11 protein-coding genes and 1 pseudogene are annotated in these 12,905 nt (G+C 44.8%); 4 read left to right on the forward strand and 8 right to left on the reverse strand.

The genetic code is table 11. The features are described 5' to 3' along the window. Positions 1-8: 8 nt before the first annotated feature. The 4 genes and pseudogenes from KJS69_RS20120 to KJS69_RS20135 all read right to left on the reverse strand — a co-directional run. Positions 9-1,112: an SGNH/GDSL hydrolase family protein gene (locus KJS69_RS20120; RefSeq protein ID WP_374706682.1), complete on the reverse strand. Its 1,104-nt coding sequence runs from the start codon at positions 1,110-1,112 to the stop codon at positions 9-11. A 1,048-nt stretch (positions 1,113-2,160) separates the two neighbouring features. Continuing rightward, on the reverse strand, positions 2,161-3,024 hold the full coding sequence (locus tag KJS69_RS20125) for a DUF4097 family beta strand repeat-containing protein (RefSeq protein WP_213585591.1): 864 nt from the start codon (positions 3,022-3,024) through the stop codon (positions 2,161-2,163). A 35-nt stretch (positions 3,025-3,059) separates the two neighbouring features. After that, positions 3,060-3,764, reverse strand: a complete 705-nt coding sequence (locus tag KJS69_RS20130; protein ID WP_213585592.1) for an ABC transporter permease — start codon at positions 3,762-3,764, stop codon at positions 3,060-3,062. Positions 3,765-3,801: 37 nt separating this feature from the next. Next, positions 3,802-4,488 (reverse strand): annotated as a pseudogene (locus KJS69_RS20135) (ABC transporter ATP-binding protein); the annotation flags it as partial. Between the two features lie 337 nt (positions 4,489-4,825). On the opposite strand from KJS69_RS20135, the gene KJS69_RS20140 reads away from it, so the two are divergent. After that, positions 4,826-5,545, forward strand: coding sequence for a response regulator transcription factor (locus KJS69_RS20140; RefSeq protein ID WP_213585594.1), 720 nt, complete (start codon positions 4,826-4,828; stop codon positions 5,543-5,545). Beyond that, complete coding sequence (locus tag KJS69_RS20145) at positions 5,536-6,639, forward strand: sensor histidine kinase (protein ID WP_213585595.1); 1,104 nt, start codon at positions 5,536-5,538, stop codon at positions 6,637-6,639. The genes KJS69_RS20140 and KJS69_RS20145 overlap by 10 nt, the downstream gene beginning before the upstream one ends. A gap of 47 nt (positions 6,640-6,686) precedes the next feature. Here KJS69_RS20145 and KJS69_RS20150 read toward each other — a convergent pair whose 3' ends face one another. Together KJS69_RS20150 and KJS69_RS20155 are read right to left on the reverse strand one after the other, a co-directional pair. Further along, positions 6,687-7,421 carry a Fic family protein gene (locus KJS69_RS20150; protein WP_213585596.1) on the reverse strand — a complete coding sequence of 245 codons (735 nt, stop codon included), beginning with the start codon at positions 7,419-7,421 and terminating at the stop codon, positions 6,687-6,689. Positions 7,422-7,740: 319 nt separating this feature from the next. After that, entirely contained in the window at positions 7,741-9,996 is a 2,256-nt protein-coding gene (locus KJS69_RS20155; RefSeq protein WP_213585597.1) for an ATP-dependent helicase, read from the reverse strand. 323 nt (positions 9,997-10,319) lie between these two features. On the opposite strand from KJS69_RS20155, the gene KJS69_RS20160 reads away from it, so the two are divergent. Beyond that, entirely contained in the window at positions 10,320-10,745 is a 426-nt protein-coding gene (locus tag KJS69_RS20160; RefSeq protein WP_213585598.1) for a VOC family protein, read from the forward strand. 111 nt (positions 10,746-10,856) lie between these two features. Here KJS69_RS20160 and KJS69_RS20165 read toward each other — a convergent pair whose 3' ends face one another. Both KJS69_RS20165 and KJS69_RS20170 read right to left on the reverse strand, forming a co-directional pair. After that, the gene (locus KJS69_RS20165; protein WP_213585599.1) at positions 10,857-10,994 is read right to left on the reverse strand and encodes a hypothetical protein; all 138 of its coding nucleotides are present in this window, start codon (positions 10,992-10,994) and stop codon (positions 10,857-10,859) included. A gap of 268 nt (positions 10,995-11,262) precedes the next feature. Further along, positions 11,263-11,973 carry an AAA family ATPase gene (locus KJS69_RS20170; protein ID WP_213585600.1) on the reverse strand — a complete coding sequence of 237 codons (711 nt, stop codon included), beginning with the start codon at positions 11,971-11,973 and terminating at the stop codon, positions 11,263-11,265. A gap of 249 nt (positions 11,974-12,222) precedes the next feature. Between KJS69_RS20170 and KJS69_RS20175 the strand changes: the two genes are divergently transcribed. After that, positions 12,223-12,900 (forward strand): GntR family transcriptional regulator, encoded by a 678-nt coding sequence (locus KJS69_RS20175; protein ID WP_213585601.1) that lies wholly within the window; start codon positions 12,223-12,225, stop codon positions 12,898-12,900. Positions 12,901-12,905: the final 5 nt, after the last annotated feature.

Raw genomic sequence — 12,905 nt, forward strand, 5'->3', positions numbered from 1 at the left:
TAAAAATATTATAAGAGCAGTGTTTTCAATACCGGTTCAAATGCGTCTGCCATCCGCAGAAAACCAAGATCCGTTGGGTGCGAACCGTCTACCGTACATTCGAAGAAATCTTCGCCCCCCAGTGACTTGGAACCGTCGAAGAAATAAATATTCAAGTCGCCTTGCTCCCGCAGCTCGTTAACAAGGGCCTGCTCGAATTGTTTGCGTTCTGTCCTCATTTGATATAAATGGGGGGTCAGCTCTTCACGAGCGTAACGGATTCGCGACACAACCAGAATTGGAGTGAGCGGATGAGCTTCTCTATAGATTCGAATAAATTCCGGCAGGGTTTCGCGAAAAAGCTCGGTGCTTACGCAATTGCCTTCATAATCAACGACAAGACATGCCGGTTCGTCAATCTGCGATATGACCTCGGCCACCTCCGGTTCCCCCTTGCCGTTACCCGAGAAACCAAGGTTAATAAATTCCAATGGAATCCTGCGGCTCAGGATGTTGGGATAGGCCATGCCAGGACGAGAGGCGCACCCTCCTTGAGTGACCGAGGTTCCGTAGATAATCACTTTTTTCCCGGAAGCGTAGCCAGGAGGAGCAATGACCGTCGAGTTCTCATCCAAACCGATCCATACCTCTTCCACCCCTTGATACAGGGGCAGGTTAAGGACGAGATTACGCATCGCCGGTTCCCAATCGGTATACAAGGCGCTCTCATACTCCGTGAGAGTGGCATCATACTTGGTGGTATTGACATATTTCAAGGGAGCGAAAGTGTCGGGAGCGCTCACATAACAATCGATACCGCATTGCCCGGTTGCCGGCATATGGGTCATGTTGGCTTTGTCTCTCAGCTTCACCCTGACCGACAAGGAGGAGGAGTTGGATTGGAAGCGGATCTGCCCTCCTGCAGGGTGATTGGCCATGTGATCGACCGCTTTAGGAATAGCTTTGGTCGGCGAAGTCGGCAAGCGGCGATATTTTCTTTCCTGCGCAAACCAGGCCAAGCCTGAAACTTGAAAAGGCCGCTCTAAAGGCGAATACCAGCGTATCGCGCCATCGAACTGTTCATTCGGGCGCATTTGGACATCATATTTTTCTAGCGAATTCACATTACCCATCCTTTCGTGGACACAATTATGTATAGCTAGTGATATTTATGGCTAGCTAGGCGATAGAAGAGATTCATAGGCCGATGAAGCCATAATCTAAATTTGATAAGACCATAATTTATATGGTTGTAAATGTCAACCTATGGCTGGATAAAAATTTGGACAAGCAGCTCGGCCCCTCCCAAATATACGACCAAAACCATTTATCGCCCTTCCATATTTCGGTTCTTCCTCTTAAATAATAGGATACTAAGTGATCACTCCATAGTGGATGTTAGACATTTCCATGTAATTAAGGATAATATTGGAGGTACCAAGCGTATAAGGAGGACTTGTTCGGACCTGTGATAAAAAGAATAATTCCAATTGTTATCTCGTTGGAATGCATAGCCATCTTGTTCTCAAATTTGCTGTTTTATCTGATACAACCAGAACCCTCTCTTTCATGGATAATAAAGTCAATCCGATTGATCCCTGTTATTTTCGCTGCGTATTTACTCATTGTACATTTTGTTAACCGTCGCGTAACCTATATGAACTATTTATGGTACTTTATTATTTCTCTAGCTACATCCAGTTTCAGTATTGGCTTTTTAATGTTTGATATTGTTGAAAATCAAGTTAGATATGACTTTTTCCAACGATTGATAACCGGGAATTACTTTAGCTTGTTATTCGACTTAATAGCGATCTTTTACATTATAAAAAGAATGAGTGTCAAAAATCATGAATGACTAGGGCTCTTTTTTTCTAATAATGAAGCGGCAGGGGACGTTTCCGGTGCTAGACGGGAACGTTCCCTCTATTTCTTCCTCGAAATGAAAAGAGTGCCGAACTGCTTTTCGACTCTCTAGAGCGAATTTTTATTTGCAGCCTTGTATGTTTCAAATCCTTATAGGAATGTTGCAAATGTATTCTTATTCGTTTTTTAAACCCTCATATAGTCGGAACCAAAAATAGAACTCGAGTCGCGAAACGCTAGACCGATGCCATCAATTGTAACGCACGAAAGACTTCATTTGCGATGATTTGGATAAACGTCTTGGGGTTGTCATGATTATTTTACCGATATTGTTCCATTTTGGCTGAGGAGCTCCAATTGATTTGCTGCACCCCCAATTGCGCCTTCAACAGATTTTTCCGTACTCTGATGTTCCCTAAACCCGTCTAAATCTATGCTTATATCGGATGAATCACTATTAGCTCTAACCGATAAAGAACCGGGAGCTGCTTTATAAGACACTGAGATATCCCCTGATTTTGTTTCAACGCGTAATGACTTTCCTTCTTGTATCTCTTTAATGGATACTTCACCATTTATCGAAGTGATTTCGATCTCCGGACTAGTCACACCGCTTATATAGCTGCCACCGCTAATGGAGGTTACTTTTAACTCGTTAAGCGAACTGTTCTTCAAGGTGAGTTCTCCGTCGTTGGATGTAAATTCACCCTTGTCTGCCGACAGTCCTTCCAGGATTTCAGTACCTGAATCGTTGGAAATGACAATGTGATGGGCCGCTACATCCTTCATCTTAATGTCACCCGCCCCGTTGTTCAGCTTAATCATATCGACTTCATTGTCGGGAATGGATATATAGATCGTACCTTTCTTGCCAAAACTGAACCCATCCATGCCGCCCTCGTCTTGCTGGGTAACGACAATTTTATTCCCGTCATGAGTAATGGTTACGGGGTCGCTCTTCTTGTCTTGCTGTTTCCCTTTACAAACGATAGTTATTTGCCGGGATTCCGAATTTTTGAACTCCATATCCCAGGAATCATTGTTAATTTCTATTTCTTCAATGAGGTTTGCCTCATAGGAAGCTTTACTTTCAAAGTTCTGCTTCCCCGGTCCTTGGCAGCCAACAGCTAGCCCGCCAACCATAGTCAGGACCATCGTAACGAATATGATTTTTTGCAAAACGTTTATCCTCCCTTCATTTTCTGGTGAAAATATTAACGCACATCGACTTTGTGCACTTTGTAAAAAGAAAGATACCCGATGATTAGGCCCAACAGACAGAGTACAATCGGGATGGCTATGAATTGGAACAAGCTGGTCGAGCTTCCCCCATCCGAAACCGTTGCATTAATGACAAATCCAATGATGACAGCCGAAGTAATGGTGGAAGCCGTGGATTTTTTTCTCATGCCAAAGGATAAAGGAATCAAGCTGATTCCAGCTACCATCACTGCGTTTATCAACGTTGCTGGAATGGCGGCCGCCATTTCATCTATACGAACCGGTGCTTCAAATAAACCTATTATCGGATTCAAGAAGTAGGATAACAGATTAATGATCAACGTCGTTAAGAGGATGCTGAAGAAACAGAATCCAAAGACAATGGATAGTTTGGCTTGAATAATTTTTTTCCGCTGCAGCGGGTAAGTAAACAGCACTTGAATCATGTTGTTCTTGTATTCCTCAATAACTAAACGCGATAAGATAACGCTTGAGAAAATGATATACACGATGCGAATCAAAATATTTGTTAAAGACATGAATGCGGCATAATCCAGAAACATGTGGCTGCTTTCACCGTGAGAGCCCCACGCCATTAAAGCGACGGCAGCGAAAATCGCGGCAATGCAAAGGGCTAATCCTTTAAAATAACTGGATACGTTACTTTTTTCCCACTCAAGTTGAATAAGTTTAAGCATATAGATTGCCTCCATGAATTAGATTGATGAAGTACTCTTCTAACGAACCGGTATTTTGCTTTCGGATGGCCTCCATCTTTACTTCCTTTAATAATTTCCCATGATGAATAATGCCAATGGTATCGGCGACAGATTCGATTTCCGACACGATATGGCTCGAAATTAATATAGTAGTCCCGTATTTCTCTTTCAAAAGCAAAAGAAGATCGCGGATGTCCTTAATCCCGATAGGATCCAATCCATTGATAGGTTCATCCAGAATGAGGATTTCCGGTTTCGTAACAATCGCCCGCGCAATCCCTAACCGCTGCTTCATTCCTAATGAAAATTCATTGATTTTCTTGTTCCCTACTCCGTGAAGACCTACGATTCCAAGCGTTTCCCTGATCGCTGTCTTATCGCCATAGCCAACGTATTTACAATGAAACTCCAAATTTTGCTCCGCCGTTAGCCGGTCATAAAACACAGGATATTCAATGATGCTGCCTATCTTTTTTAAGTATTGATAAGATGTTGGCAGAATCGGCTGATTAAAAACTTTAATTACACCGGAAGATGGTTTGACCAGATTTAAAATCATTTTCATGATGGTTGTTTTACCAGCCCCATTCGGGCCTAAAAATCCATAGATCTCCCCCCTGCTGATGCTCATATTGACATTCGATATCGTTTCCGTGCCTTTGAAGGTCTTGCTTACTTGATTGATTTCAATGACAGCTTCCACTCTGATTTCCTCCCGAATTCATATTGATGTGCTACACTAAGCTTAAGGAATGAAAGTAAAATCAAAGTAAACGCTGCGGAAAATACTCGTAATATTTTTAATTGGAAAAATATATACTCGGCAATAAAGAATTCAAAGCTCATGAAGTGGAGAAAGAAAGATGCTTCCAGGGCGAGTTTTGGCTTTGTATTCCTACCATCCGAAGGCCCATCCAAATAGAAGGAATACAAAACAAGATGTTTGAAGCTTCGGAGGCACTTTCCTTCGGAACGGAATGAGAGCTTTCTTTAGTGCCACATATATAGATAGGTTAGATTTGAAATGAGGGAAGATTCGAATGGAATCGGCAAAAATATTAGTCGTAGACGATGAAGTCGGAATATCAAAATTATTGGAAATTACATTAAAGAAAGAAAATTTCACCGACATAGACACCGCATCGACGGGCAAAAGTGCGCTGCAACACATCAAAGAAAAAGCTTATGATATTATTTTGCTCGATATCATGCTGCCGGATATAAGCGGTTTTGAATTATGTACGGAGATGAGGAAAAATACGAATGCGCCCATTATTTTTATTAGCGCGCGCTCCACTGACTTCGACAAATTAACGGGGTTAGGAATCGGCGGAGATGATTATATAACGAAGCCTTTTAATCCATTGGAGGTCATTGCCCGAATCAAAGCGATTCTTCGCCGGCAAAGGATGATGGAAAACACACATCAACAAAACACGGTGTACGATTATGGATACTTTACTTTCCATCCCGAATCCGCAACGTTAACCGTGAAGAATCAACCTGTAGAATGCACAGCTAAGGAGTTGGAGCTGCTGCATTTCTTTTGCAAGCACCCCAATCATATTTTCACGACAGCCCAGCTTTATGAATTGGTATGGGGAAATGAGGTGTTCGGGGAAGAGAAAACGGTCACGATCCATATCTCCAAGCTGCGCAAAAAACTCGGCGATGATACCCGCAAGCCAAAAATCATCTTGAATTTGCGGGGAATCGGCTATAAATTCATCCCCCCGAACGAGGCGTTACAATGCGAATAAAAACTCGATTCACTCTTCATTTGGCATTAGGACTTATTCTTTGGATGCTTGGGACGGGTGCCATCCTTATCATGTTGTTGGAAGGCCTTCTTCCCATGCTCGATATTCATGTCGCTCCTGATAATGAAGCTTTACTCGTAGGATGGATCTTCGGGGTCAGCTCGCTGCTTTGCATCGGCCTGTTTGGATGGTATTTTGGCGGCCCGATCGGATTTATCATGGCCTGGATTCGTCAGCTCTCGCAGGACAACTACAAGCAGCCTCCCGATTTGTCCAAAATATATACCCGCCAAGGGAAGCTTCGCATGCGGTACCGCCTGTATCAGGAAGTGCTCCAGCATCTTCAATCCTTGGGTGTCACGCTGCAAGCGAACGAAGTGGAGAGAAACAAAATTGAACAAGCCAAACAGGATTGGATTGCGGGGATCTCCCATGATTTGAAAACACCTTTGACCTATATCAAAGGCTATTCCACCCTTTTATTGAATGGTCAATATGAGTGGTCGAAGGAAGAGGCGATTTCTTTCGTCCAGGAAATTGATGACAAAGGAAAACATATGGAAGAATTGATCCAGGATTTAAGCCTCGTCATACAGCTTAATCGGGCTGACGGCGCGTTGCCATTACAGAAGACGAATCAGGATATAGTCGAATTTACCAAGAGGGTGGTTGCCGATATCGGCAATAATCCGCAAGCAAGCAATTATCCTCTGCATTTTCAAACGGATACGCCTGCCATTCACGTTGATTTTGATTCGAAATACATGCAGCGCATCCTGCAAAATATTTTAATGAACTCCATAATCCACAATCCTGAACATACGGATATCTACGTAGAGCTTGTGGACAAAGGGGAATTTGCAGCTATCCGCCTCATGGACAATGGAGTAGGCATGCCGGCTCATATGGTGGAACATCTGTTTCAACAATATTACCGAGGCACCACCACGGATTCCTCTTCGGAGGGCACCGGACTCGGAATGGCCATTGTCTACAAGCTGATTCAAGCCCATGATGGCACCATTACGGTCGAGAGCGGGCCTTCGCAAGGAACAACGTTCGATATTAGGTTGCCGAAAAAAGGACAGTCATAAAAAGGAGCGGGGCTATCGGTTTTTTAATTCCGTTAGCCCCGAAAACGCTAGGCCGATGCCATCAATTGTAACGCACGAAAGACTTCGTTTGCGATGATTTGGATAAAAGGCCTGGGGTTGCCTTGGTCAGCCTGCTCCAGCGCAGTATAATATTCTTGCCGGTTCTCATTTCGAATGATCGCCGGAGGAAAACCATTTTGCATCAAGATGAAGTTCATGACTAATCGCCCAACCCGCCCATTGCCATCCGAAAAGGGATGAATAGCAACGAATCTATGGTGAAACAAGGCTGCAAGTTCTACCGGATGTTTCTTGGACTCCTCTTCTCGATACCAGCGTATCAAACTCTCGATTTCCTGCTGAACCTGAAGATATGGTGTGTAATGATGGATTTTCCCCGAAATGGTTAGGACATGGTTGTCCTTCTTTTTGTACTCGCCAGGATGAAAATCAAGGTTTCGTACGCCCTGAAAAAGAATGGCATGAAAATCCTTTATTAATCTTTCGGTGAGCTGTCTGCCGTGGATAGCTTCCTGCAGGTAATCGATTGCTTCGGCGTGGTTTACAATTTCAAGATGTTCACGCAACGTTTTCCCCTTAACGGTAAGTCCCTCTCGGAGAAAAAAAGCGGTTTCCTGATACGAAAACGTATTGCCCTCAATAGCATTAGAATGATACGTCCACTCTTCACGAAATTTTTGAGCGATTGTTTTCATTAGCTCAGGATGCAGCGGTCGCTTCGCATCAATCTGACGCTTTAAATCATCGATTTGTTCCCACATTGGATAGATTCCTTTCCATTTTCAGAGAATTTCATTATTGTTGTAGATACCTTGTTTTTCTACATCGAGCTTCAATTCTCCTGCCGGTCTCTTACTCTTATAATGAAAGAGTTATATTTTCAGATTTCCCTGAATTTCCACCAACTTCCTCCGTTTTCTCTAAAAATCAATTTGTCGTCGATCCCCCGGAGTTTTTACGCTATCGGGGGCGACGATAAATGAAAGTCACGAACACGAACGGCTGGATCAAAATTGTCTCCTCTGTGGTTCCAAGCGGCGAACTGCTTGCTTCCTTAATTCGATGAAGATGCTTTATCTTTCACTCTTCGTCCTGCTCCTTCCTCGACAGAAGCCCTTTGTCCAAACAAATTTGCAAGGAAAGCTTCTTGATCTCTTCCCCGACACGGATGGCCAGGCTGTCTTCATGGAGCTGAACGACCTCGGCACGCCCGAAGACCCGGTGCTTAACGATTTGGCCTACCTTCAGTTCACTTTTAATCCTAATTGCATGGGGATCGATAGGATGGAACGATTTGACCTGGCTTCCCCTCTTCCCCTTTTGCCCTTCACTCCCGCGCCTTTCGTTCTCCACCTGCGAAATTGGCTTGGGCGGATTCATGATGTTCCGAATTTCGGTAACGAATTCGGATTCTGCCGTCTGTTCCCCGTCCCTTTCCCGATACAGAAGCAGCTCCAAATGCCGCTTCGCCCGGGTCATCCCGACATAGAACAGGCGAGCCGCCTCCTCCATTAAGGGGGTCCTCCTGGAACCGTCCTTCGAACTGCCCTTCACATCATCCGCGGACGGAATAATGCCGTCAATCAGGTCTATCATGTAGACCTTCTCAAATTCCAAACCTTTGGCACTATGTAGAGTCGAGAATGTCACTGCGTTGTGATTCTTTCTCGATTTGGCCGTCTTGAGAACCGCTTCCAGATGCTTGAGCCGATTTGCAAATTCCTCCATCGTCTCCAATGTATCCGCAATTTCCTCGAGAGTGTTCAGAATACCGATCAAATATTCCTTGCGAAAGCCCAATCGCTCGCACATTTTTTCGATAGCCTTCTCGTACCCCAGTCGGTCCCGAATAACACGGATGGCGTGAAGCGGCGGCATCCCCCTCATCTGCATGAAGGTTTCTTTGCTGGCCGTCAACGGCTGGATCTGATATTCCTGCAAGGGGACGTGATTCAGCAAATTATCGAAGACCGATTCGTTATTATGGATGGCTTTAACGGCCGCCATCTGCTGCTTGCTAATGTAACCGTTAAATTTCAGATGGATTTTCTCCAAAATATCGGGACGCTTATCGGTAAAGGTCATCCTCATGAAGTTCAAAATATCTTCGACCACCCAATGCGAGAAAAAGCGATTATCCGCATCCTTCATATAAAAGGGGACACCCGCTCGGTCAAACTCATTCATTAAAGATACCGAAGAGGAATGATTGCGATACAAAATCGCCACTTCCGCAAGGTTTTCGAGCTGCTGGATTTCTTTCACCAAATATTTCGTTTGATGAGTGTACTTGGCAAAATTCCTGATCCGGATAGGCTCATGCGGGGGATTGACGGTAAACATATTTTTATCGTATCGCTGGCGATTTCGCTTAATAAATTGATTGGCCACCTGGACAATCTCCGGGGTGGAACGATAGTTCTGCTCCATAAACAAAGTGACGGCCTGCGGGTAAACCTGCTTGAAGTCGAGCAAATAGGACGGCTCCGCCCCCCTCCAGCTATAAATAGACTGGTCATCGTCAGCAACGACACATAAATTGGCATGCTCCCGAACCAGCTTCTCGATAATGGCATGCTGGACTCTGGAAGTATCCTGGCTCTCGTCCGTAATGACGTAATCATATCTCTGCTGGTAGGTGCAAAGGAGTTTCTTGTCCCCTTCCAAAACCTCATTCGCTATCGTCAGCATATCGTCATAATCGATCAGCCGTTTCCTATGCCCCGATTTCTTAAACTGCTCATATTCGCGCAGGATCTGCTCGGCTTTCGGAACCTCCGTCTTAACCTGTGACCACTTGTCTGAAGGGATCATCTTGTTTTTAACGAAGCTGATATAGGTAGTCAACTCGTCCATTTGATCATCGGTGATAGGTTCGTTCGTCATCGAATGGAACAGCTTTCGCAGGATCACCTTCTTGTGCAGCGGAAGCTGATCAGGCCCGAGGGCTCCCTCCTCTGAATCGAGACCGCCCTCTATAATGAGATAGGGAGTTCCCGCTCGGCGAAAATAATCCCGCACCACCTCAAAGGCGAAGCTGTGAATCGTCGAGAAATCGACAGGAGGATGCTCAGGGAAGAAGCTCTTGTACCGCTCCTTCATGTCGTTCGCTGCCGCCCGGCTGAACGTGACCGCCTTGATCCGTGAAGGATTCACTCCCTTCTGCTCCACCAAATGGCCGATTCGCATAACAATAGTGGTCGTCTTCCCCGATCCGGGCGAGGCTAACAGAAGCAGAGGTCCTTCTGTCTGAAATACCACCTTCTCTTGCACTTCATTCAGGGAAATTCCCAGTTCCCGTTTCTCGCGAACCCATAAATTTTCTCGTCCGTTCATGTCCATAACCATCCATTCCACCGATCCAAAATGTATTTCTTCATTATAGCATCATGCGAAAAAGATATGAAATTATAGGGAGCATTAGGGCTATCTTCGAACGTCCGGGAAAACGGATGCCCGTTCATTTCCGAAAAAATAAACGGAAATTTCTAGCATTTACAAAACATATGTTCCTGTTTTATAATCGAATTATCGGCAATAATGGGAGGTGGGATCCTTAATTTGATAGTTTCACAACCGGAGGCTGGACCCAAAACCATTTTGTACAGCGGGAAACATAGCAGGAAAGAAATTCATTATAGCCAAGGAGCTGATCAGTAATGTCTTTAAGATTGTCCCCTTATCTGGTGATGGACGGAAATGCAAGAGAAGCTATCCAATTCTACCAACAAGCCTTGGATGCCCAACTCGTCATGAGCAATTCTTTCGGAGAGATGCCGGAAAATCCGGAATTCCCACTGCCGGCCGAAGCCAGAGATCGTATAGGCTACGCCCTGTTAAAAGTCGGCGAGACCGATCTTATGTTATCGGATACTTTCCCGGGGCAGCCTGTTCCAAGCGGGAAGCAAGTGACCATCTGTATCTCCACTAACGATAAGGAGAAAGCGGAGAAAATATTCGAAGCCCTGCAGCAAGGCGGCCAAGTGAACGTGCCATTGCAGCAAACCTTTTTCAGCCCTGCTTACGGGAGTGTAACGGACAAATACGGCGTTACCTTCCAAATTTTCACCGAAAGCCTGCAGTAATTTGTACTGGTCCCCCCAACAACAAAGCGCCGGAAGCAGGTTCTGGCGCTTAAAGTCGAAGCGGCTTATTCGGTTGAGTATACCTTATCTAATTTGGAGTCATACAAAACATTAATTTGCCCCGCCGGCTTGAGGCGGCGAAATCAGACGGACGATGGCCTTCATTTCTTTTTCCAACGTCTGTTGACGATAGTTGAACCGCAGGTGCATAATGACTTGCGGCTGTTCGTTAATATAAATGGATTTCATGCAGCTAGTTTGCTTCGTTTGAGGTCAAAAACGAAAACTAAATGGAAAACCTCCATCTGTTTTGGGCCAAAAAAGGGATAACGGGAAAAAACCTCCATTTTAAATGCAGTTTTTCCATCTAGTCTAGACCATTTGACTCATTCGCTTCAATTTACCTACATAAAATACAGTTAGACGCTACCCTTCTCCCAGGCGAAAATCACAGCAAGGTTTCAAGCTGATTTTCGCTCTGCGAAAAGTTGGGTTATAAGCTCCACTCATAAAAATTTTAATCGATGAATAACTCTTTCAATACCGCATCCTTGTTCTCCAAAAAACGTCTGGTGACAATATAATGCAGCGTATCCTCATAACGGATTTCTCCTACCGGCCGGGCATCAAAGTTCAGAATTTGCGCGTCCGGATAACCAAGCAGAATGGGAGAATGGGTCGCTATGATGAATTGGGCTTCTTTTTCCAGATCTTTAATAATCCTCAGTAAAGCTAACTGCCGTGTAGGCGAAAGGGCTGCCTCCGGCTCATCCAATAAATAAATCGCCTTTTTCCCAAAACGATGATTAAAAAGCGAAAGAAACGATTCTCCATGCGATTGTTCATGCAGTGATTTTCCTCCGTAATATCGCAGACTCTCCGGCATGGTGTCCAGATGGGAGGCAAAATGATAGAACGTCTCCGCCCTCAGAAAAAAACCGTTCGTTATTTTGGGCAGCCAGGAAAGCCGCATATGCTCCCCTAAAGCGGAGTGGGAGGCATCCACATCGTAGAAGTTATTTTTACCCCCTCCAGCGGTATGAAAACCGCATTGATAGGCGATGGCCTCCAGAATGGTTGATTTCCCCGACCCGTTTTCTCCAACAAAAAAAGTAACCCGATTTTGAAACGTAAGGGTCGTCATTTCCTTCACAGCCGGGATGGAAAAAGGATATTGATTCAGGTCCATGTCCTCTCTTCTCACAATTTCCAAACTTCGCAAATACAATTGAGTTCAACTCCTTCCATTCCATTGGACTTCTTTACCCCCATTTTACCGAACGTATTTTCGCAAAACAACCTTCTCCTTTCTCTGAAGTCTGATGATTAAAGCAGTTGCAACTAAACAATGGGCTCCGTTCGCTTCCGTTTCTTTCCCCATTTCCATTCTGATCCGTTCACTTTTTTTGGTAAAAAGCTTGATTACAACACAAATATGCGATATATTGCATATTAAATATTGAAGGAGAGATCATTTATGCCCATTCCAAGCAATTTTTCAACTCCGACCCGGATGTCTGCCAAAGAACGGGCGCTGGCTCAAATCCAAAGATGGATTATTGACGGGACTCTGCTGCCCGGGGAGAAATTGATCGATTCAGAATTGGCCGAAGCGCTCGGGGTAAGCCGAACCCCGATAAGAGAAGCTCTGCAGCTGCTCGAGGTTCAAGGACTCGTAGAGATGCATCCTGGGAAAGATACAAGAATAACGACCGTCCGGCAGGATGATCTTCTGAAGATGTATCCGACACTCGCTTCTCTGCATTCTTTGGCCACCGAGCAGGCTTCCCGTCATATATTGCCGGAGCATCTTGAACAGTTGAAAGCATTCAATCAACAATTTGCCAAAGCGATAGAAAACGGACAGCCTTATCAAGCTATGGAGGAGGATGAGCAGTTCCATAACTTCCTGGTTGAATTATCGGACAATCCCTATATTTCTTCCTTTAGTTCCCATCTTCAAATTCATATCCGCCGCTTTAAATATGTGTTTTTAAAGCAGCCCGACCTCTCCACCCTCGCCTCTGTGCAAGAGCATGCCGCGATTATTGATGCGCTGGAGAGAAAGGATCCGGAAGAGGCCGCGGCCATGATGAAGCAAAACCTGCTAAGACCTATGAGAGAGCTATACGAATGGATCGGATCTCAAGCTTAAATTCA

It is taken from the genome of Paenibacillus sp. J2TS4 (assembly GCF_018403245.1).
In the GTDB taxonomy this organism is placed as follows: domain Bacteria; phylum Bacillota; class Bacilli; order Paenibacillales; family NBRC-103111; genus Paenibacillus_L.